Annotated in this window: 16 protein-coding genes; 13 read left to right on the top strand and 3 right to left on the bottom strand. The window is 53.2% G+C overall.

Annotation, left to right across the window (positions count from 1 at the left end; genetic code table 11):
* The first annotated feature begins 102 nt into the window (after window positions 1-102).
* From QE396_RS08915 to QE396_RS08855, 13 genes are all read left to right on the top strand, one after another.
* On the top strand, window positions 103-591 hold the full coding sequence (locus QE396_RS08915) for a hypothetical protein (protein WP_020884767.1): 489 nt from the start codon (window positions 103-105) through the stop codon (window positions 589-591).
* Between the two features lie 2 nt (window positions 592-593).
* Entirely contained in the window at window positions 594-857 is a 264-nt protein-coding gene (locus tag QE396_RS08910) for a PAAR domain-containing protein (RefSeq protein WP_020884766.1), read from the top strand.
* Window positions 858-859: 2 nt separating this feature from the next.
* Window positions 860-2,068: a membrane protein gene (locus tag QE396_RS08905; RefSeq protein ID WP_020884765.1), complete on the top strand. Its 1,209-nt coding sequence runs from the start codon at window positions 860-862 to the stop codon at window positions 2,066-2,068.
* Window positions 2,061-5,432, top strand: coding sequence for an ImcF-related family protein (locus QE396_RS08900; RefSeq protein WP_047366242.1), 3,372 nt, complete (start codon window positions 2,061-2,063; stop codon window positions 5,430-5,432). Before QE396_RS08905 ends, QE396_RS08900 begins: the two co-directional genes overlap by 8 nt.
* Before the next feature lie 401 nt (window positions 5,433-5,833).
* A complete protein-coding gene (gene tssA, locus QE396_RS08895) occupies window positions 5,834-7,441 on the top strand; it encodes a type VI secretion system protein TssA (protein WP_020884762.1) in 1,608 nt (535 codons plus the stop codon).
* 33 nt (window positions 7,442-7,474) lie between these two features.
* Window positions 7,475-9,244, top strand: a complete 1,770-nt coding sequence (gene tssF / locus QE396_RS08890) for a type VI secretion system baseplate subunit TssF (protein WP_020884761.1) — start codon at window positions 7,475-7,477, stop codon at window positions 9,242-9,244.
* On the top strand, window positions 9,208-10,290 hold the full coding sequence (tssG, locus tag QE396_RS08885; RefSeq protein ID WP_020884760.1) for a type VI secretion system baseplate subunit TssG: 1,083 nt from the start codon (window positions 9,208-9,210) through the stop codon (window positions 10,288-10,290). The genes tssF and tssG overlap by 37 nt, the downstream gene beginning before the upstream one ends.
* Before the next feature lie 35 nt (window positions 10,291-10,325).
* Window positions 10,326-10,850: a type VI secretion system lipoprotein TssJ gene (tssJ, locus tag QE396_RS08880; protein WP_020884759.1), complete on the top strand. Its 525-nt coding sequence runs from the start codon at window positions 10,326-10,328 to the stop codon at window positions 10,848-10,850.
* A gap of 4 nt (window positions 10,851-10,854) precedes the next feature.
* Window positions 10,855-13,317, top strand: a complete 2,463-nt coding sequence (locus QE396_RS08875) for a type VI secretion system Vgr family protein (protein ID WP_020884758.1) — start codon at window positions 10,855-10,857, stop codon at window positions 13,315-13,317.
* Window positions 13,318-13,321: 4 nt separating this feature from the next.
* Window positions 13,322-14,305, top strand: coding sequence for a DUF6402 family protein (locus QE396_RS08870; RefSeq protein WP_020884757.1), 984 nt, complete (start codon window positions 13,322-13,324; stop codon window positions 14,303-14,305).
* A gap of 1,246 nt (window positions 14,306-15,551) precedes the next feature.
* Window positions 15,552-16,001 (top strand): type VI secretion system baseplate subunit TssE, encoded by a 450-nt coding sequence (gene tssE, locus QE396_RS08865; protein WP_020884756.1) that lies wholly within the window; start codon window positions 15,552-15,554, stop codon window positions 15,999-16,001.
* A gap of 89 nt (window positions 16,002-16,090) precedes the next feature.
* Window positions 16,091-16,435, top strand: a complete 345-nt coding sequence (locus tag QE396_RS08860) for a hypothetical protein (protein WP_020884755.1) — start codon at window positions 16,091-16,093, stop codon at window positions 16,433-16,435.
* An 87-nt stretch (window positions 16,436-16,522) separates the two neighbouring features.
* Complete coding sequence (locus QE396_RS08855) at window positions 16,523-17,914, top strand: VasL domain-containing protein (protein ID WP_020884754.1); 1,392 nt, start codon at window positions 16,523-16,525, stop codon at window positions 17,912-17,914.
* Between the two features lie 262 nt (window positions 17,915-18,176).
* Here QE396_RS08855 and QE396_RS08850 read toward each other — a convergent pair whose 3' ends face one another.
* The 3 genes from QE396_RS08850 to hpxO are packed head-to-tail and all read right to left on the bottom strand — an operon-like array spanning window position 18,177 to window position 21,346.
* Window positions 18,177-19,127 (bottom strand): PDR/VanB family oxidoreductase, encoded by a 951-nt coding sequence (locus tag QE396_RS08850; RefSeq protein ID WP_020884753.1) that lies wholly within the window; start codon window positions 19,125-19,127, stop codon window positions 18,177-18,179.
* Window positions 19,128-19,139: 12 nt separating this feature from the next.
* Window positions 19,140-20,174: a molybdenum cofactor-independent xanthine hydroxylase subunit HpxD gene (gene hpxD / locus QE396_RS08845; protein ID WP_020884752.1), complete on the bottom strand. Its 1,035-nt coding sequence runs from the start codon at window positions 20,172-20,174 to the stop codon at window positions 19,140-19,142.
* Window positions 20,175-20,191: 17 nt separating this feature from the next.
* Window positions 20,192-21,346, bottom strand: a complete 1,155-nt coding sequence (hpxO, locus tag QE396_RS08840; protein WP_020884751.1) for an FAD-dependent urate hydroxylase HpxO — start codon at window positions 21,344-21,346, stop codon at window positions 20,192-20,194.
* Between the last annotated feature and the right edge of the window lie 229 nt (window positions 21,347-21,575).

The following is a 21,575-nucleotide window of genomic DNA, read 5'->3' as shown; positions in this document are numbered from 1 at the left end:
ACAGTAGTAAAATTCGGATACGGCATGCATCAGAGGACGACCAGGGTTGAGTTAATAAACTCAACCCTAACTCAGTAATAAATGTTAATTTAGGCTAGTCAAATGGACTTTAGACCAACACAATTATTGCTCTGTATTTTATTTGCATTCTTCACATTTAATAGTCTTGCTATTGCAGATGAAACACCAAGGATAAACACGTCTTCAGAAAATAATACATGTAGCATAAAAATTAATGACGAACTTGTTGATAGTTACAAGTGTGAGTTTTATCGCGCACCATCAGTATGGTCGCATTCATATTTGTACGAAGCCAGCAAACAAATAATAGTATTTATTGATAGTCCAATGGGGAATGCATGCGATGGAGGCCCATTACATGTGTTTAGCAAAACGGATGATGAGAAATTCAAACATCTGAAGACAATTGACTTCTGTGGTGGGCATTACCCATCAATAACCAATGGCCCAGAAACATTCATAATAAAAGTCCCTTCAATCTCTATTGACGGCACGGATAAAAAGATCCCAACTGAGACATGGGAATTAAAGAATGATGAATTAGTTAAGAGACAAGGAAGAGGAATTTAATAATGCTCCAGATTATCCGTAAAGGCGATAAAACCACTCACGGCGGCTCGGTCCTGACCGCTTCCGATACGATGAAATTCGGTGGTATCGGTGTTGCCCGTAAAGGCGACAAAGTGTCCTGCCCGTTTCCGGGGCATGGCCCTACAACCATCGTAGAAGGAAACCCTGATTACCTTGATCATGGTATCCCGGTAGCCTTTCACGGTCACAAATGTGCCTGTGGTTGCACATTGATCAGTTCATTTGCCGCAGCAAAGGTTGCCTGATTATGCCCGTCTGGCTGGATGCCATCCCTGAACAGGCCCCTAAGGTAGCGCGTCCTTGTACCTGGCGCTGGCTGCTGTTCCTGGCATTTATCATGCTGGGAGGCATAGCACTCACGCTATGGTGCTGGACATCAGAAAGAACAGGATTTGTCTTTTGGTTCACTGCACTGGGTCTTCCATTTTGCACCTGGGGGCTTATTTTCGGTTTACGCCGGTTTGCCTATAAAGCCGAACAGGTGGGAGCCGAGTCCCGAAATGTCGAGCGAGAAGCGCTCATTGACAGTGAAATTCTGCGCGGTCAGCGCTGCGCATGGATCCTCGGCACATACATTCAGGCCCCCGCCGGAAACAAAGCCGATGACCTGCTTGAGGCAATGAAAGTCGCTGCCCCCGCTATCGACTTCTCCCGCCCAAGAGGATGTGACAAACCGATCAGATACGCGGCATTAACAGAATACCAAGTTGATTTAACAAAGGCCCTGACAGCAGCGGTGGCTAAACTAACCACGCGTGTAGAAGGGATCGTTCAGCCGCTTCCGCCGGAGTTACCATGCTGGCTGGTGCTGGATTGTGATAACGACCTGTACCCCTTGATTGAAGAACAGCTTAAGGCCGATCTCTCACTAAAGACCGGCAGGATTTTTCGCCTGATGGCCGGAAAAGGGCTGGGGGCGTTTGATACATGGCTGGACAAGCGATGGGACACCCCGGGCATTCTGGTTGCCATCACGCTGTCGTTACCAACGTCTCCCCGGGAAGAAGATGCTGATGCTGTATCAATGGTGGTATTGAGCAACCGCAAAGCCCATGCCTGGCCGGATGCGCTCCGCCTTCATCGCCCCGAAAGGGGAACAGAAACAACGCTCACAAAGACGCTCACCCGGGCGCTGCTCTGGGCGAAGACCCGGCCCAATGAACTCAAAGGAAGCTGGATCTCCGGTCCCACATTGACGTCGGGCAGCGGCTGGAATAATGCCTGTGAAGAGAGCGAAGTGGAATTTAGCCTTTCAGAAGACAATTCCAGTATCGATCCCGTGCTGGGCTATACCGGCCATGGTGCCCCATGGGTCGCCATCACGCTTGCCGATGCAGCCTTTGAACAGCGCGGAGTGCAGGTTATCGCCGCACAACCCGCCGCTGACAAAGACGACATCTGGGTAGCGGTCATCACCAAAGAAGAAGTTCGCAAGGGAACGCCCAAAAATGTCTAAGGTAAAAGTAAAAACACTCATCGGCTCCGTTGTGACTGTCGCCTTTTTTCTGACGGTCATCGTGGCATTTCTCTTTTATGCCTTTCCGGAAAATGTCGCCTCGGCCACGGGGTTTGGGCCGTATGACGGGCAACGGATCCTCACGTTCAGTGCCATCCTGGTTGCCGCGATGCTTTTATTCGGCTGGCTGATTGAGAAGGCTTTCGACTTCGCAGGTAAATCGGGGCTGTATTTCCACTGGGGTCAGAAAAAGGCTCAGATGGTCGCCCCGGCAACAGGCACCATTGCGAGCGAAGATGATGAAGAAGAGCCTGTCTTCAGCGAGGATGCCGTATCTGAGCACCTCCGTTTCCGTTATGGCCGTCGCTGGCAGCGTAAAGTGCGAATCCTGCTGGTGATGGGTAATCCGGACGACGTCCAGAAAGCGGCCCCGGGCCTGTCTTATGACCTCTGGCAGGAAGGCGACGGCAACGTGCTGATTTATGGCGGTGATGCGCAGTCACTCCCGGATGAGATCTTCCTTTCAAAACTGGTACGCCTGCGATCCGGGCAACCGATTGATGGCATCATTCAGGTGATGAGTACCTCAGCGCTCCCGACGGACAGCGAGCGGGATGCCTTCTTGCGTTGCCGCCAGAAAGCCGACCATCAGCTTGGCTGGCAGGCGCCTGTCTGGCTGTGGCTGACTGATAAGGCTACCGGTGTTCATCAGGACGCGGAAACGACTGCGACAGGGGTCATATTCGGGCCGGAAGGCACCGTGAAAGGTGCGGGTGAAGGGTTTTCTACACTGGCGCTACACCTGCAAAAAGCAGGTATGGCACAGATACTGAATAATCCGGCTGACTTTGGTCTTCTTCAGTTGTCCCTCCGACTGCGGCAGGAGCTGAAAGCCAGTCTGGCTGCTTTACTCAGCGGGCTGATGCAGGGATCTGCGGCCTGGCGTTTACGTGGTGTCATGTTCAGCCCCGAACTGGCCGTTGCCGGAACGGTACCAAATACACGCCTCGACACACCGACCTGGAAAGCCGTCATTGATGACTGTGATGCCGTCAGCGGCAGAAAGCTGGGCTTCGACTGGCTGAAGATGCTGCGGTTAATTCTCCTTTCCCTGATTGTTCTGTGGGGGGCCGGTACACTGCTGTCCCTGATCGTTAACCGTACCCAGATCTATCATGCACAGGAAACGGCGAGTCAGGCAGCGGATACCACAAAACCCCTGGCAGAACGCCTGCACAACCAGCTCGTACTCCAGCAAGCCATTGCCCGTCTGCAACACCGTGAGGCGACCGGCGCTCCATGGTATACCCGATTTGGTCTTAATCAGGACAGCGACACGCTGGTCGCACTCTGGCCGCTGTATGCGAAAAATAACGCACAGCTGATGAGGGATGCCACCGCAGAAAGTCTCAGGCAGCAGCTGAATGCCTTTGTGCAACTTCCTCCTGCCAGTGATGCCCGAATGCAGGGTACACAGCATACCTACGACGTGCTCAAAAGTTATCTGATGCTGGCCCGTCCGGACAAAGCGGACGCAGGCTGGCTGGCAAAAAACGTGCTGAAAGCCTTACCGAAACGCCAGAATGTGCCGGATGGCACATGGCAGGACCTCGCACCGAAACTGCTGGGCTTTTATGCGCAAAACCTCCCGGCACATCCGGAATGGAAAATTAAGCCTGACGCGGAATTAATCAGCACGATCCGTCAGATCCTGCTCAAGCAGATTGGCCAGCGTAACGCTGAATCCGGGTTGTACCAGGACATGCTGAAGCGGGTTGCCAGCAACTGGCCTGATTTAACGCTTGCCGATATGACAGGCGACACCGATGCCTCAACGGTATTCAGCACTGACGAAGTCGTCCCGGGAATGTTTACACGCCAGGCCTGGGAAGAGCAGGTTCAGGATGCGATTAACGAGGTCGTCAAGACACGCCGTGATGAAATTGACTGGGTACTGACGGATAAGACGCACCAGACAGGGAGCGATATCTCCCCGGAGGCGCTGAAAGCCCGCCTGACTGAACGCTATTTTACCGATTTTGGCAATGCCTGGCTGAACATGGTCAACAGCATTCAGTGGCAGGAAGCCACGTCACTTTCTGAGGCGATTGCCCAGCTCAACCTGATCGGCGATGTCCGTCAGTCGCCGCTGGTGGCACTGATGAACACGCTGGCCTGGCAGGGAAAAACAGGGCAGAAAGGTGAGGCACTGGCTGATTCGATAGTGGACTCAGCGAAAAAGCTAATCGGTCAGAAAAAAAATGCCAGACAGTTTATTGAACAGGCACAGGGCCCAAAAGGGCCGCTTGATGAGGTGTTTGGACCGCTGATGGGGCTGATGGAAGGTAAAGAGGGCACCGGTGCCAACGGTAACCTCAGTTTCCAGTCCTGGCTTGCCCGCGTCACGCAGGTACGCCTGAAACTCCAGCAGGTTACCAGCGCCCCGGATCCGCAGGCCATGTCGCAGATGCTGGCCCAGACAGTATTCCAGGGCAAAGCCATCGATCTGACCGATACCCGCGACTATGGCAGTCTGGTTGCGGCGAGTCTGGGGCAGGAGTGGAATGGATTTGGCCAGTCGTTATTTGTGCAACCGCTTGATCTGGCCTGGCGGCAGGTACTTGCCCCGGCTGCGGGAAGCCTCAATGCCCGCTGGCAGTCGACCATTGTCGAACAGTGGAATAAGGCCTTTGCGGGACGCTATCCGTTTAAAGCCACCGGCAGCGATGCCTCGTTGCCGTTGCTGGCTCAGTTCCTGCGTAGCGACTCGGGTCGAATCACGACCTTCCTGAAAACGAATCTTGGCGGGATCCTCCACCAGGAGGGAAATCGCTGGGTCGTTGACCTTTCCGCAAGTCAGGGGATGGTTGTCAGCCCGGATTTCCTCCGGGCGATTAATCAGCTGGCGGAACTGTCAGATATCGTGTTTTCTCAAGGCGATGCGGGTGTTCACTTCGAACTGATGACGCGTCCTTCACGGGATGTTGCCAGAGTGCAGCTTACCCTCGATGAGCAGAACCTGGATTACTTCAATCAGATGGAAAGCTGGCAAAGCTTCACCTGGCCTGGAAACACTTACTATCCTGGCGTGTCGCTCAGCTGGCGTAGTGTGAACAGCGGCATGCAGCTGTATGCCAGTAACCAGGGCAACTGGGGTTTCATTCGCCTGCTGGACAAGGCTCTCATCACTCCGCTTGACGCCAGCCGTACACAACTGGTGTGGATCACCACCGATGGCAACCCTCTGAAGTTTGTGATGCGTAGCGAGCTCGGTACAGGTCCCCTGGCATTGCTGAAACTTCAGGGATTCGCGCTGCCCGACACTATCTTTAGCGTCGCAGCTGGCGGAGAAGAGCGCCAGTAATGATGGGCGGGAAAATTTACCCGGCACGGGCTTTCGCAAAACAGGTTGAAGGCTGGTCTCAGGGTGTTTGCAGCAAAGTGAACCGATGGCACGAAACTGAATCCTCATCCCCATGCCAGTTTATGACCTTTCGGTAGTGTCGCGCATGGCTCAGCGACTGGCTGAAGCATAATCCAGCGCCAGGTACACCAGGGGACAGCGCCTCCGCGCCCCATCGGCGCCTTCGTCCCCATGTCAGAAAAGCCCTCTGGTGAAGCTACTAGAAGGCCAAACCCACTCAGGGGGAGGAGAAAAGTATGCTGCTGAAATGGAAGCTACCGCAAATCGTCAATGTTAAGGACGACGATTCTCTGGAAGCGGTCGTGAGGTTTATGAAAGAGACAAAACAAACGGGAAAAAGAATGAGTTCACCGGAAGATCTGTTAACCGCCTGCGCCACCAGGCAGGAAGAAAGGCAGCGCCTCATCTCGCGGGCAAATGATGCCCTGTCGCTCTGGGATAACTGGCTGCACCCGTTCACCTCTGGGGCAGAAACCGGGGACGATCCCGCATATGATGATAATTTTCAGCTGATGCGTGAGGAGATCAACAAGCTTTCAGGTACCGATTCAGCGTTGTTGTGCGAGCTGGCCCAGAAGTGTCTTTGCGAATGCGCCAAAGACATTCGTGTCGTGACCTGGTACGTGCAGGCCCGACTCAGCCGCGACGGTGAAAAAGGGTTATCCGAAGGCTTACTGCTGCTTGTCGCGATGCTGACCCGCTACGGGCAGGCATGCCATCCCCGGCGTCCCGTAGCCCGTAAAGCTGCGCTGGAGTGGCTGAACAGTGCAAAAGTGATTGATGCACTGCTGTTATGGCCCGAGGTGGACAGCAATGATGCCGGTCTGACGGCTGGCGTCATCAGCCTGCTTGAATCCACAGTGGCTGACTGGCCGGAAGCCGAGAAACCGTCTTTTGCAGGCCTTTGTACCGCTCTTGAAAACCGTCTGGCACGTTCGGGTGGCATGGAAGCGCTGGTCCCCCAGAACAGCAGTGCCCAGGAGCACGGGCGTGAACCTGCCCATTCTGATTCACCGCAGCTGTCAGCCGTGAAATCTGGCCGCGATTTACTCGACCAGGCAAAGTTACTTTCCCGCTGGCTGAGCGAGCAGCCGCAGGGCTGGCTGGCTTCTCATCGACTGATAAATACCGTGCGGTGGGATACGGTCGATCAGATCCCTCCGCTGGACAGTAGCGGGCGCACCCGCCTGGTACCGCCTAAACCCGAGTATCGAGCTCAGTTGAAGCGCCTTTACCTTCAGAAAAACTGGGTCGAGCTGGTTGAGCAGGCCAGCCAGATGTATTGCGAAGGCGTGAATCATTTCTGGCTCGATCTCCAGTGGTATCTCTGGCAGGGGCTCAGCCATGCGGGTCAGCCCTGGGATACCTGGTCAGACTCCGTCCTGTTCGATCTGCGGTTGCTGCTTAAACGCCTCCCGGGCCTTGAAGGGCTGGCATGGAATGACGGCACTCCCTTTGCCGACGAAGTCACTACTGCCTGGATTGCTGAAAAAGTGAATGAAGAGGGCCTGATGTACGGCGATGAATCCGCTACCGTCGTTAATGGTCAGGCGGACGATGTGCTGCTTCTTGAGTCCGAAGCCATGGAAAAGGGAGACACCGAAGGGCCTGAAGCAGCGCTTGCCTGGCTCCAGTCCCGACCGGGGATGGATACCCCGCGCCATCGCTGGCTGATACGCCTGCTCATGGCCCGGGTGGCAGAGCAGTATGGCCGAAACGATATGGCGCTTCATCTGCTTGGTGAACTCACTACCCGTGCGCCACTGCTGACGCTGGAAGACTGGGAGCCCGCTCTGTTATTTGAAGTCCAGGCTCGACGCCTGAAGCTGCTACGCATGAAAGCCGGTCGCAGCGAATCTGATAAAGCCCGTCTGATGCCTGAGATGGATACGCTATTGGCAGGTCTGATCGCCATTGACCCGGCCCGTGCCATGGTGCTCTGTGGCTAATGTTCTCTTTAATAATTTTCAGGAATGCCGTGCATGGATGATTTAACCCTGCGCTATTACGAAGCAGAGATGCGCTACCTGCGAGAAGCCGGTAAAGAGTTTGCCCGGGCTCATCCGGATCGTGCTGCGATGCTTAATCTGGATAAACCCGGCGCCCGCGATCCTTATGTGGAACGCCTGTTCGAAGGCTTTGCTTTCCTGATGGGCCGTCTGCGTGAAAAGCTTGATGACGACCTGCCAGAGCTGACCGAAGGTCTGGTGAGCCTGCTGTGGCCACACTATATGCGGACCATCCCGTCGCTGGCCATCGTCGAGTTCTCGCCTGACTGGCGTAGTCTGCGTCAGGCCGAAATGCTGGCTGAAGGCTTCTCCGTTCTGTCTCGTCCTGTCGGGCCGCACAAGACCGCCTGTCAGTACCGGACGACTCGCGATGTGCCGCTACAACCGCTGCACCTTGCAGATGCCCGCCTCCATACTGAAACCGATGGCCGCTCTGCTATCCGTCTGCGCTTCGAATGCCCTGAAAAAGTGGACTGGAGTAAAGCCGGGATCGACAAAGTCGCCATCTTCCTCAATGCAGAAAGTCCAGTTAGCTATGCGCTGCATCTGGCAATGACCCGTCGTGTTCACGCCATGTATGCCCGTCACGCCGGGACCTACATCGAACGCCATCAGTTCGATGGCTGGTGCAAACCCATGGGCTTCGATGACAATGATGGACTGTGGAAGAAAGCCGATACCGCCTTCAGTGGTTACCAGCTGCTGCTGGAATATTTCAGCTTCCGTCCGAAGTTTATGTTTGTTGAGTTACGTGGACTCGACAGCATCGGGCTTTCTGCCACAAGCACCTGGTTTGAAATCGATATTGTGCTCAGTGAAGCCTGGCCATCCGATCTGCCTTTTGAGACAGAAAACTTCCGTCTGCACTGTGCACCGGTCATTAATCTCTTCACTCTGGAAGCCGACCCGCTGACCCTGGATCCGCTCGATAATGAATATCTGCTCAGGCCGCTGCGTCTTCAGGATGGTCACACCGAGATTTACAGCGTCGATAACATCCACGGTGCGGTGAAGAATGGCAAACACCCCTATGTACCGTTCACCAGTTTCCGCCACCGTGGCGGTATGATGCGCCACGATGCCCCTGAGCGTTACTTCCATACCCGCGTGAAACGCGGCCCCTCTGGTCTGTATGATACCTGGTTAATTCTCGGGGGCCGCTCGTTCGAGCTGGAGCAGCTGTCCGATAAACCGGAATCCCTTTCGATGCGAATAACCGGGACCAACGGGCAGCTTCCGCGTAAGGCGCTGGAAAGCACACTGCTGGACAGGGCCGTGAAAGCAGGCAAAGTGCCCGTCAGGGTACTGAACCTCTCGGCCCCCACCATGCCACTGTATCCCCCGGCAAACGACCGTTTCCACTGGCGGGTGATGAGTCACCTCGGATCAAACTTCCTCAGTATGATGGATAACCCTGAAGTCCTGCGGGGGACGCTGGCGCTCTATGACTGGACTGACGATGAAATGAACCGCCGTCGGCTTGAAGCAATCGTCTCCGTGAAGCACACCCTGATCCGCCGTTTTGAGAAGGGCTTTATGCTCCGGGGCGTGGACATTGAGGTCACGCTGAATATGGATAATTTTGCAGGCGAGGGTGATGTGAATCTCTTCGGGGAGATGCTGCACCGGTTCTTCGCGCTCTATGCCGATATTCACCTCTTTAATCAGCTCACGCTGGTGCTGCAACCGACAGGGAAACGACTGAGATGGCGCGAGAATCACAGCCAGCACGTACCGGGCTGACGCTGGCCCTTAACAAAGATATCTGGCGGGCCAATTTCTATCGTTTCTGCCAACTGCTGGAGCAGGAAAATCCGGACGCCCCGAAACTGGGTACCACCAGCCATCCGGGCGACGATCCGGTGCGTTTCAGGCCCTGGCCTGGTATGGGTTTTCCGGTCAGTACCCTGAAAGCGGTTGAAACCGATGAAGACCATCCGGAATTGCCGCCGACCGTCCGCACCACATTCCTCGGCATGTATGGCGTGGATTCGCCTCTGCCGACGTCCTACCTGGACGACATTGCGCAGCGCCGTGAAGGACACGAGGCGATCACCTCATTTCTGGATATTTTCAGCCACCGGATCACCACGCAATATTACCGGATCTGGCGAAAATACGCCTATCCGGCGACCTTCGAGGCAGGTGGCCGCGATGCCATATCACAGTGTCTGCTGGGGCTGGTCGGCCTTGGTATACCGGGCACGGTTGAGCAGGTGGCAACGCCGGTTTCACGCTTCCTGGCCCTGCTGGGCACCATGCGATTACCCACCCGCAATGCTGAAGGCATCCGGGCCCTGGTGAGCCTGCTGGCACCGAATACCCGGACAATTATCACCGAACCCGATCCGGTTAAGGTGCATATCGATAACCGTAGCGGGCTGGGTATCGGGAGCCAGATCCGTCTTTCGCAGCGAGCCACGCTGGGTAAAACCGCAAAAGAAGCATGCAGCCGGGTCCTGGTGTCACTGGAGACAGCGGATCCTGACGAGGCGGAAGGCTGGTTACCCGGTGGTGTCCTTCATACCGATTTGATGGTCCTGCTGCGTGTCTACCTCGGCTACCGCAGTGACGCCCGAGTGCGCCTCACCGTGCCTGTGCGATTGCTCCCTGAGCCTCGTCTGGGCAAGGGCAGGCGTATACAGCTGGGCAGAACCGGTTTACTGGGTCTGAAGGAAGGCAAACTCAATACGCCACGGGAAAGTCTGACCGTCAACCTGGGTTGCTATGAAGGGCTTCACTATTCTGTACTGCAACCCGCAGAAGACGGACATTACCGCTTCGACTAATCACGTATTCCCTCTCTCAATAAAGGAACTTTTGAATGGCAACAGTAACCCGCTGGTGGGCGCTGACGCTTATTGCCTGTGGTCTGCTCGCAGGCTGCGGTCTGACGCAGACCGTCACGGACGGTACGGTCAGCATCACGAAATCCATCTTCTATAAGAAAATTAAAACGCTGCATCTGGATTTTACCCCACGCACGGCCATTAACGCCGATGCCGCACAGACGCCGCTGGCAACAATGGTGCGGGTTTATCTCCTCAGGGATCGGAAAGCGGTTGATGCCGCCGATTACCAGACGCTGCTGCGCAATGCCGATACGGTACTTAAGGACGATGTACTGGCATCAAAAGAGCTGCTGGTGATGCCCAACGGCAGCGTTTCTCTGAATATGCCCATGGATGAAGAAGCACAATTCGTGGCGGTGGTGGGGCTGTTTAACCGACCGGATCAGAAGGACAACCGCTGGTGTCTGGTAATGACCCGTGACGACCTCGATCCGGACAAACCCCGGACCATCGAGCTGGGTGACGGCTGGCTCAGCCTCGTGCCGGTAAAGGAGTGACATAATGGATAACTGGCTGGCGCTTTTTGACGGGCAGACTCGCTATTTTCTGGATATCAACGACAGCCAGGTAAAACCGGATGTTCTGCGATTTCGGGGCAGGGAAGCACTGAGCGAACCGTTCAAATGGGATATTGAGTTCACGACCCAACAGGCGAATATCCCCCCTGAACAGGTCCTGATGAAATATGCCTCTTTCCGGATGCGGAGCGGTAAAAATGTCCACGGTATTATTACCCGCCTGGAATGGCTTTCCACCTCAAAGGATCAGTCCCACTACCGTCTTACGCTCAGTTCCCGCCTGTCGCTCCTGGGATACACCCGACAGTGCGCGTTATATCAGAACCAGTCCGTTCCTGAGGTGGTTGAGCAGGTGCTGCGTAAACACGGGCTGGAGGGACCCGATTTTGAATTCCGCCTGGAGCGCACCTACCCGCCGCGTGAAATTATCACCCAGTGGCGTGAAACGGACCTTGAGTTTATCCAGCGCATTCTGTCTGAAGTGGGGATTTACTGGCGTACGGTGATGGACGACGTGCGCGGTCTGGATACGTACTTACTGGCCGACAGCCAGCTTAACTACCAGTTTGATGTGCGCCTGCCCTACAGCGAGCCATCGGGTTTGTTTGACGGTGCGGCAGAGTCGGTCTGGGATGTACGAACCTGGCACACCCTTGCCACCGGCACGGTCGCCACGCGGGATTATAACTACCGGACAGCCTCCACACCGATGGATGCGACGGTCAGCGTGCGTAACGACGCGGTCACCACCGGAGAGCATTACCGCTACGCAGCGCCTTATCGTGACGCAGGTGATGACACCAGCCCGGAGCCGGAGACCGAATCCGGCGCGTTCTGGGCCCGGCTCCATCATGAGCGGGAGCTGAACAGAACGACCCGCATTCACCTGTTCAGCAACGCTGCCCACCTTGCGCCGGGACAGGTGCTTGAGCCGCAGGGCGATGTCATAACTGCCCTGAAAGAGGGCGTTATCCTCACCCTGGTGACCTACCGGGGGGCCCGTGATTCCCGTCTGCATGTGTCGGTCTGGGGGATGCCTTATACCGAACGCTACTGTTTCCGCCCAACTGAAATCCCGCGCCCTGAAATCCACGGCACACTTCCGGCCCGCGTCGAGAGCCGGGAGAAAAATGATATCTACGCGCACCTGGATGAGCAGGGTCGCTACCGGGTAAAGCCGGACTTCGACCTCGAAGGAACAGAGCAGGGCTTTGGGTATCTGTGGCTGCGTATGGCGAAGCCGACTGTCGGTGACACGCTGGGCTGGCATACGCCGCTCATTGACGGCACTGAAGTGGCCATTGCGTATAGCAATGGCGATATTGACCTGCCGTACATCGCGTACGCACTGCACGACTCCGAACATCCGGACCTCGTGAACCGGGATAATCACACCCGAAATATCCTCAGAACACCCGCTAACTCAAAATTGCGGATGGAGGACAAACGTGGCGAGGAGCATATCAAGCTCGCCACGGAATACGGCAGGACGCAGCTCAACAGCGGGCACCTGGTGGACAATCAGGGCAAATCCCGCGGCACCGGTAGCGAACTGCGCACTGATGAACACGGGGTTATCCGCGCCGGAAAGGGGCTGTTCATCAGTGCAGATGCACAGGCGAAAGCGCAGGGCGAAGCCCTGGACATGGATGCCGCGCTGAAGGAAATAGACAGGCTTAATCAGCAACTGCAACAGCTGGAAATGGCCGCCGAAAAAGCGCAGGCCCTGAAAGCGGACGTCGACAGCCAGGTACAAATGTTTGAGCAGCGGCTGAAACCGCTTAACGAGGCGTTGCAGTTCTCAGCCCCGGAAGGCATGGCCCTGACCAGTGGTGAAGATATGCAACTGGCCGCAGCACGAAACGTGGTCGTCAACGCCGGGGGCGATATCAGCGTCGGAACTATGGGCAATCTAACCACGCTGGCCGGAGAAAAACTGGGGCTCTTTGCCCGCACCGGCCAACTGAGCGTCAAATCCGGAGAAGGACCAATAGATGTCCAGGCGCAAAACGCCAGTATGCGGTTGTTTGCTGAGAAGAAGCTGACGCTGAGCTCAGTGAGTGACATTTTGTTCGCCGGGAAAAAACGTATCACGCTGATCGGCGGCGGAAGCTATCTGCGACTCGAGGCCGGGAAGGTCGAGTATGGTACGACGGCGTCGTACATACGCAAAGTGAAGCGGACTATGGCAGCAGGAAGCAGTCCTCAGTTTCCAGAACTTCCATTTTTACCAGGGCCAGGCGATGCTTTTCGCAGGAGCTTTATTCTTGTTGATGATAGAACACAAGAACCAATATCAAATATTGGATATGAATTAACATCGTCTATAGGTAAGGTAGTTAAAGGGTTTTCATGCGAGAAAGGTCTCACTGGCTTTATAAGCCATACAGAAGAAGCTGATATCGAGTTAACCATATTAAAGCAAAATTCATTATATATAGGATAGTTCTATGGTTGATATGAAAGTTAAATCAAAACTTACTAACCAGGATGAAAATAAAGAAATCATCTCCGTTAAGATATTCAAAATAACGGACATTCCTGATGTAATGGAGAAGAAAGGTTGGAAAATTGCAGCTAGTTTTATGCGAAAGTGGTTCAATGACCCGTATTATGAAATGAGTAAGCAGGAGAAGCTTAACAAAATCGACATCAGCACAATACAAAAACAGCACATTCTCGACGATTTAGAATTTGAATGGTTATTAACTTCATCCTCACGAATAAAACCAATCTATGATAACTTTGTAATGAAAGTTTCAAGCGTCATTGAGTATGACGATTTTCTGGGGCGAAAAAAGCAAATTACAAATCAGCTTTCGAATGGACTTTGCTATATTTTGAATAGGTTGGAAAAATCTGGGTTTTTGGTTAACAATGAGCTAAAAAGCTGTTATGTGAACTATGACAATATGTCAGCAATCGAATTGGATAAGACAAGTCAGTTTAACTTTATAAAAATTGGTAGTACATTGTGGGAGAAGGCGACTGATAGTCTGGATGATGTATACGGTGCTCTGGGCTCTTTCATAATCAAAGTTGCATTCACAAATCTAAATGTAACAAGAGATCAAAGAGGGTTTATGAGATTGGAGATTAGAGAACTGGGACTGTACGTCAGGGACACCTACGAATTTATGAATGATGGTGATGATCAACCTTTGGGATATTGGGGAGAGTGTGGGGTCATCAAACCCGGGGTGATTAGCGAACTTATGAAAAAAGAATTCATCGATGAGGACGGTTGTAGATACTTTAGGATTACAAACTCATCATTTGTCAAATACAGGGGGAAATACAAGAGCACCTATAAAACTGGAGATTTTTTTGTATACTCTACAGTGAAGAAAATCCCTACAAATATTATCATTCATCTTAGCAAGATAGATATGGAGGAATATTCTTTCTGGAAGAGAAAAAACATAAATGAATAATTACTTAAAAAGAAATATTTTTCCTGATCTTTATCTCAGCGATCATTTTTTCCTTTATTTTAATGACTGTTAAAATCTTGGCTTATAGAGGCGCAATAAAGAATGATTCAATATGGAGTCGAGATAAAAAGTGCGAGCTGGTCACTTATATTCCTGATTATCGTCCATATGGTGGAATTGGACGGGTGTTGAGGTTGTTTTCTAATCAATCCTTCTTTATTGTGTATGACCAGAATGGAAAGAAAATAAAAAACTCTGCATGGTATTTTTGGCAGTCTCAATTTTCTGATTTGGTGGCCCCAGAATGGCATGGACAGAACGCAACTTATCCTACAAGTGATGGATGGGACGGATGGCATATTCCTGAATGCCATTAACATCTTAGCAATTCATGTTTAAAATAATCAAATGACCAGATGTAACAATATTGGCATTAAAGAACATTCGTCGATGGAATAAAAACATGCTTAGCTCAATTAAGCTCATAGTGAAATTGATACTCTGTTTTTTTGTATCACTATCTATTATTCTTCTGTCAATAAAGACACTGACTTATAAGAAATCTACATCCAGTGAAAAAATATGGAATGAGGTCAACTCTTGCTATGCTATTACTTACATTCCTGACTACAAGCCTTTTGGCGGCGTAGGACGGGTATTACGTCTTTTTTCAAATTAATCATTTTTCGTCGTCTATGATAAAACTGGAGAAAAAATAAAAAGTTCAGCTTGGCATTTTGGGAGTGTCAGTTCTCTGATTTAGTTGCACCTGAATGGTCAGGCATTGATTTTCTTTCCCCATCTGACAGCGGGTTTTCAGGCTGGATTTTACCTGAATGCAAAAAATAAAAAAATTAGTAAAACTAATAATAGCTTTCCTTGGATGTATTATCGTTCTAGCAGTGCATCATTTGGGTTACGAATGGTACATAACTTACTTTACACCAAGGAGTAGGGGGGAGGACTCAGATTTGTAATCTTCTATATGAGATACATTATCATACCCATTACATTTCTAGCAACATCTATAAAACCAAAGCACTCTTCAGTAATCTTTGGCCTGGTTATTATCTTTATGCTTTATTCTTGGTATGGAACAAATCCACTTCGAGTAATATTGATGTTTTGTTCCTCATTACCCGGTTGTTCAATAATTATTTTTGCAAAAAAATCCTTAGAAGAAACATAAGATAATTCACATCCCTTAGAACCTAAATCTCTATCATTTAAAATAATTTGCTATATTATGAATCAAAAAACGCCATCTTTATATGAAATTCTTACCGGCAACTTTACAGGGGATCTTCCCCTTGAAGTTGTAAACGAAGAAGACCAGGTCATTTTATCTGTACTGGATAACATCCAGCGTATTTTGAACGCCCGAGCCGGGACCATATCCCATTTACCAGATTATGGTTTGCCGGACATGACCAAAATTCTGCAAGGCATGCCGGGTACAGCCCACGAGCTGATCGATACGCTGGCCGGTGTCCTGCTCAAGTATGAACCCCGTTTGCAGTCCCTCAATGTAACTTTACTCGAACAGCACGTGCCAGGAGAGTTGCGTTATGCCATTGATGCTGAGCTTAAGGGCATTGGCCTCGTACGTTACGGCACCGAGTTTATGCCCGAAGGACGCGTGATGCTGAGGCACCTGAAGCAACAGCAGTATCTCGATACCGCAATTCGTATGTAAGGCCAGACAGCTTTCATCAGTTCCAACATCCAGTAAGAGTCAGGCCGATATTGAAGAGTTTGCCAGAGAATGCGCAGCTTCAGGAGCAAATGGACGCGTGGCTGGAAGGTACTGGATTGAACGAGGAGACGCTGACTACATCCGTTACGGATCTGCTGGTGGAGTACGGGTCTCTTGAGATTACCGATCTCTTTCTGTGTGTAGATGACCAGTCTGTGAAATTGACACCAGTATTTTTGTACGGCCAGGGCGTGACCGGATGCGTGGAAGTGACCATTCAGGCAGAAGGTTGCGTGATCTCTTTGGGGCGCCTGTTCATACGGGCAGGTCATTTCAGTGACTGGACCTTTAATCCCCCGGGGATGTTGCTGCGCACAGTACAACCTTTTGATCAAAGTACTTCTTTTTGTCTGATGTTAGCGCTTCTTCCATAGCTGTTAACCTGGCAGTACCAGCAGACTTGTGGTGAAGCTGCATAAACAGGAAGTACAGCACCGCAACCTTCATTTGGATATTCAGCCATGAATGACATCATTCCACGAAAAATCAAAACCGGTGGCGATCCGCGCACGCTAGCGGATTATGCCACCCTGCGTGATGAACTGAGTAAACTGACACATCCGGCCCGTCCGGATGTGAACTGGCATTATGTCGAAAAACTCTGCCTTTCACTGTTTGAGCAAAACGGTGTGGAGTTACAGACGGCGGCCTGGTACACGTTGGCACGGACGCAACTGGCCGGCTTATTCGGCCTCAATGAAGGCCTGGCGATACTGGATGCGCTGATAAGCCATCAGTGGGGCACACTATGGCCGCAGCCGGTACATGCCCGCATGGAAATCCTCAGCAGTCTGAACCAGCGTCTTCAGCAACGGATGCGCTCGCTCCCGCTCAATTACAGCGACCTCAGACAACTGTATCGGGCTGAGCAACTGCTTGGCAGTCTGGGGGAGGTGCTTCAACGTCTGGAGCTTAAGCATCTGAGCCAGCTCGATACGTTGCGTTCCCTGATGCACAACAGCGCTGTCCGGCTGGAAAACAGCAACGATACAACCAGTACCGGGTCGAATATTCAGTCTGGTATTGTCCTGCCTGCCACCGTAAAGAATGGTGCAGTAATATCAACAGGCTCTCATACCGGTAGTCTCTCTGAAGAGACCCCTGCGCCAGACAGCCCAGTGAAGTGGGTATTCGTTGCACAGCCAGAACACCACGCTAATGTGGAAGTACTGACGGCAATGCCCACTCAGGTAAAAAAGTGGAAATCCTTCACTGCCGGAATGTGTACCATGCTGATAATGAGTACGGGCGCAGTGTGGAGCTGGCAATTTCTTCACCGGCCAGACCCGCTACAGACTCAGCTTGCTGCCTCACTGGCTCCGTTACCTGCACCTCTCGCGCCTGAAAAACTGGATATGTTGCGTCAGCAATCTCCGTCATCACAAACAATGATAGAACAAACACAGCAGCAGCTTGCCCGACTGGATAAATTGCCTCCTGACTGGAGTATTACTTACAGCCGAAAACTTACAGAACAGGCTCAGGTGCTGTGGCCGGAGCAAGCAAAACCCCTGACACAACAGTGGCAGCAACACCTTAATGCTGCCGCATTACCGGTAGAACAGCTCAATGGCTGGTATAAGGGGATGTCAACACTACAAAAATTGAGTGATCGGCTGAACGGGCTTGATGAGCAGAAAGGCAAATACATGACGGTCAGTGAACTGAAGTCCGTTGTATTTTCCGTCCGGCAGTCTTTTAACCAGTCCATACCGGCTGAAGAGCAACTGCGTATCTTGTCAGAAAATCCTCCTGGTGTACCTTTACCTGCAGCTGCGAGATCTCAGCTGGAGATGCATCTGAAACAACTGGCAGCCCGATATGCTGAAATAAAATGGAATGCATCAGAGTAAATCCATCGTTAAGATACTTTAAAACTCGTCATTATGACGGGAAGCTTCACGGATATTTCCCCGTTTTAAGATGATGAAGCGTCAGGCCAGTTATGCTGCCATGAGGGATCGTTTTATCGTCCGGTCTGCTGTTTTTGAAGTGATATCGGTGATTATGGACATGCTTTTTCTCCGAAGCCCGGTATGCCGTTTGTTTTGACTATCCGTGGATCCCGCCAAATCCGAAAACCCTGCGATAGCAATATCGCAGGGTTTTTTCGTTCTACAACCCAATCACCAGTTCCCCTGAATGGCTTCGCGAGCAGCACAGCGCCACCTGCTGGTCTGCCGCGCTTTTCTCCGCCTCCGACTGCACGCTATCCCGGTGATCCACTACGCCGTCGATAACCGGCGTCAGACAGGCGCCGCAAATCCCCATTTCACAGGAGAGCGGTACCGCCACGCCGTTTTCCAGCAGCACCTGCGCGATAGTTTTGTCCGCCGGCACTGGCCAGCGCTCGCCGGTTGATGCCAGCTTGACTGTAAAAATCTCGCCCGTTTCATTACAGTCGGCGGGCATAACGGGCTGGAATGCTTCGCTGTGAAGATTGCTCTCAGCCCAGCCTCTCGTGAGGGCGACCTGATACACCTTCTCCATAAAACCTGCCGGCCCGCAGACCCAGGCGTGGAAACCGGGCGCTGGCGTGGGCATGTGCTCTGCCAGCGCAGTGCGCGGGCTGATGGTATGGATGACACACTCGCCGTGTTTAAATTGCATGAGTTCACGTGCAAACGCCGCGTTGCCATGCTCTTTAACGTAATAGTGCAGCGTAAACGGGGTGCCGGAAGCCTCCAGCTGCCGGGCCATCGCATACAAGGGCGTTATGCCTATCCCTGCCGCCAGCAGCAAGAAGCGTTCAGCCTCGTGCAGAGCAAACAGATTGCGCGGTGAGGAGATAAGCAGTTTCTGCCCCGGACGTAGCGTCTCGTGAACATAGCGTGACCCGCCGCGCGAGGCGGTTTCACGTCCTACGCAAATAAGATAGCTCTCGCTGTCGCTTGCTCCGGTCAGCGAATACTGGCGAACCAGCCCGCAGGGCAGATGCACGTCAATGTGCGCCCCGGGCTGCCAGCCAGGCAGGGCTTCACCGCATCCTGACACCAGCCTGATGGCGAGACTCTTATCCCCCTCACGCCAGAGACCGTCGACAATAACGCTTAACATTTCGCTCATCACGTTCCTCCGTCACACCAGGAAAAACTCGCCGAAGCCCATCTTTTTCAGCCCCCGGCGGTAGGCAATCGAGCTTTTATCCGCAGGGATATGGGCTTCCAGAGTCAGATCCAGCGGCAGGCTTTCCGGGCGCTGCGTCTCAACCATCAGGCGGTCTTCTTCAAAAATACGCAAATTGAAGGCGTGCACTTCCTCTACCGGAATATGCAGGTCAAAGTTGCGCGCGATAGGGGCGAACATGCGGGTTACCCGTGAAGAGACGGGTGAGGCGGCGTTCATGATCACCAGCCTGGCTTCCCCCGGGAAATGGATCGTCAGCGTGGCGGTAAACGGTAAATGCATTTCAAAATGACGCAGCCACTGGAAGCCTTCCGGGGCCTGGACATCGGAGCTGGCGGGGTAGTTGCTCACCGAGCTCCAGTAATCGGCAACAAAGCCAAACGGCGTCTCCAGGGGCTGATAATGGGGTACCAGCGGATTATTGGGGTCAGCAAAGGTGTCAGTGTGGATCCAGGCAAAATGCGCCACGTCCAGAAACCCTTCCACCTGACGGCCGGCGAAGCCATTCACTTCAAACGCCGGGCAGTTGATCTGCTGAAATCCGTCGTTATCCCAGTGCGGCATGGTGGGCAGCGGCATTGGGTTATCGGGATCAAACGCCAGGCAGGTCCAGATCAACCCAAAGCGCTCCTCCACGGCATAGTTGATCAGGTTAAGCTTCGCGGGAACCGGCTGGTCAGGGCTGGACGGAATGCGGTTGCAGCGTCCATCTTCACCAAAGCGTAAGCCATGATAAGGGCAGATTATCCCGTGTTCATCGTGAAAGCCCAGCGTCAGCGGTACGCCGCGGTGCGGGCAAACGTCCCGGGCGACCACAACCTGGTCTTTGACGCGGTAGATAACCAGTTGTTCGTCGAGCAGGGTGGCTTTGACCGGTGCCGCGCCGATGTCGCAGGCGCGAGCAACCGGATGCCAGCATTTTGCCAGACGCAGCCAGTCCTCTGGCTCAAACGTACAATGGGCGGGTGGAGTCGGTTGTATTTTCATGGTTGTCCCTCTCGCGTTCAGCCTAAAGGCCCGGCCTGAATGGTGTCGCACAGACCGTTAATGATGCGCTCTCCGGTCTCTTCTTTGAGCTCCTGGTACCAGGCCCGGGTCAATGCCATGTCTTTGCCATGCGTGATATCACAGCGTTTACGGGCCTTAAGCACCAGGTCGCGGACCCGGTCACAGCGCAGCGCTTCGTACTGCCGCAACGCCAGTGCGATGTTGTGGTTCTCGCGCAGGCAGTCACCCAGCACCACGGCGTCCTCCATCGCCGCGCATCCGCCCTGGCCGATATCCGGCGTGGTGCTGTGCGCGGCATCGCCAAGAAGCGCCACGTTGCTGCGCACCAGGGTGTCGAACGGTTCAATGTCGTGGATTTCGATACGGTTGGTGGTCCCGGGATCCAGCGCGGCGATGAGCTTCTGTACCGGTGGCGCCCAGCCGCGGAAATAGCCCGTGAGATCGGCGCGAAGGGTAGTGCGATCTTCCGCCAGCCCGAGGGGGAGCGGAACATCAAAAAAGAAATAGAAACGTCCGCCGGCGACGGGCATCAGCGAAACGCGCTTGCCCTCGCCGACGAAGGTGGTCCACTGGTGTGCAGGGGCAATCTCTTCATCAATCTTCACCAGCCCGTTCCAGTTGACGTAACCGGCGTAGCGGCGCTCGGGCGTATAGCCCAGCACGTACGGGCGAACAGCGGAGTGACTGCCATCGGCGGCAATCAGGAAATCCCCCGTCGCGGTAGTACCGTCGGTGAAGGTGACGGTGACGCCAGCCGCGTCCTCACGGACGCTTTCAACGCGTTTGCCGAACTGAACGTTCTCGTGCCCCCAGAAGTTCAGCATTTCGCGCTGCAGTTCCGTACGCGACACGGGGCAGGGGCGACCGCCCGTGCGCTCGACCAGCGGGGCAAGGCTAAAGCGGGTGAGGGTATCGCCGCGCCGGTGATCCTTATAGGCCATAAAGCGCATGGGGCCGCCGTAGGTCTCGATGATGTCGCCCATCCCGAGGTGCTGCATGCATTTCACCCCATTGGGCCAGATGGAGATTGCCGCACCGACGGGCTTCATCTCTTTCACGGCCTCAAACACGGTACAGTCGATTCCCGCCTTCTTCAGCGCTACAGCGGCGCTCAGGCCGCCAATGCCCGCGCCAATAACGATTGCTCTCATGCTTCTCTCCTTTTGCAGGGTGTAAAAAGGGAAGAGCAATTTGCGTACCAGGCTGCAGAGTGGCGAAAAGCGCGTTGTATGGGGTGGTTTTGCACTGCTAAGGTGCGCAAACGCGGTGAGAATGCCTTTTTATGAATCAATAATTTCCTGCAGTACGATCCGGAATCGACTGTTTCATAGGGGATGGCAAGAGTGGCGTAGTTTGTGCAAAGCGAGAAAACGACGATAT

Source organism: Enterobacter sp. SORGH_AS_0287 (genome assembly GCF_031453695.1).
Taxonomy (GTDB): domain Bacteria; phylum Pseudomonadota; class Gammaproteobacteria; order Enterobacterales; family Enterobacteriaceae; genus Enterobacter; species Enterobacter ludwigii.
Note: the sequence above shows the minus strand (reverse complement) of the source record. Positions and strands in the feature narration are given on the sequence as shown.

Bases quoted from the DNA above. Each gene is read 5' to 3' on its own strand.
- QE396_RS08915 (WP_020884767.1), top strand. From the start codon at position 103: ATGGACTTTAGACCAACACAATTATTGCTCTGTATTTTATTTGCATTC.
- QE396_RS08910 (WP_020884766.1), top strand. From the start codon at position 594: ATGCTCCAGATTATCCGTAAAGGCGATAAAACCACTCACGGCGGCTCG.
- QE396_RS08905 (WP_020884765.1), top strand. From the start codon at position 860: ATGCCCGTCTGGCTGGATGCCATCCCTGAACAGGCCCCTAAGGTAGCG.
- QE396_RS08900 (WP_047366242.1), top strand. From the start codon at position 2,061: ATGTCTAAGGTAAAAGTAAAAACACTCATCGGCTCCGTTGTGACTGTC.
- tssA (WP_020884762.1), top strand. From the start codon at position 5,834: ATGAGTTCACCGGAAGATCTGTTAACCGCCTGCGCCACCAGGCAGGAA.
- tssF (WP_020884761.1), top strand. From the start codon at position 7,475: ATGGATGATTTAACCCTGCGCTATTACGAAGCAGAGATGCGCTACCTG.
- tssG (WP_020884760.1), top strand. From the start codon at position 9,208: ATGGCGCGAGAATCACAGCCAGCACGTACCGGGCTGACGCTGGCCCTT.
- tssJ (WP_020884759.1), top strand. From the start codon at position 10,326: ATGGCAACAGTAACCCGCTGGTGGGCGCTGACGCTTATTGCCTGTGGT.
- QE396_RS08875 (WP_020884758.1), top strand. From the start codon at position 10,855: ATGGATAACTGGCTGGCGCTTTTTGACGGGCAGACTCGCTATTTTCTG.
- QE396_RS08870 (WP_020884757.1), top strand. From the start codon at position 13,322: ATGGTTGATATGAAAGTTAAATCAAAACTTACTAACCAGGATGAAAAT.
- tssE (WP_020884756.1), top strand. From the start codon at position 15,552: ATGAATCAAAAAACGCCATCTTTATATGAAATTCTTACCGGCAACTTT.
- QE396_RS08860 (WP_020884755.1), top strand. From the start codon at position 16,091: ATGGACGCGTGGCTGGAAGGTACTGGATTGAACGAGGAGACGCTGACT.
- QE396_RS08855 (WP_020884754.1), top strand. From the start codon at position 16,523: ATGAATGACATCATTCCACGAAAAATCAAAACCGGTGGCGATCCGCGC.
- QE396_RS08850 (WP_020884753.1), bottom strand. From the start codon at position 19,127: ATGAGCGAAATGTTAAGCGTTATTGTCGACGGTCTCTGGCGTGAGGGG.
- hpxD (WP_020884752.1), bottom strand. From the start codon at position 20,174: ATGAAAATACAACCGACTCCACCCGCCCATTGTACGTTTGAGCCAGAG.
- hpxO (WP_020884751.1), bottom strand. From the start codon at position 21,346: ATGAGAGCAATCGTTATTGGCGCGGGCATTGGCGGCCTGAGCGCCGCT.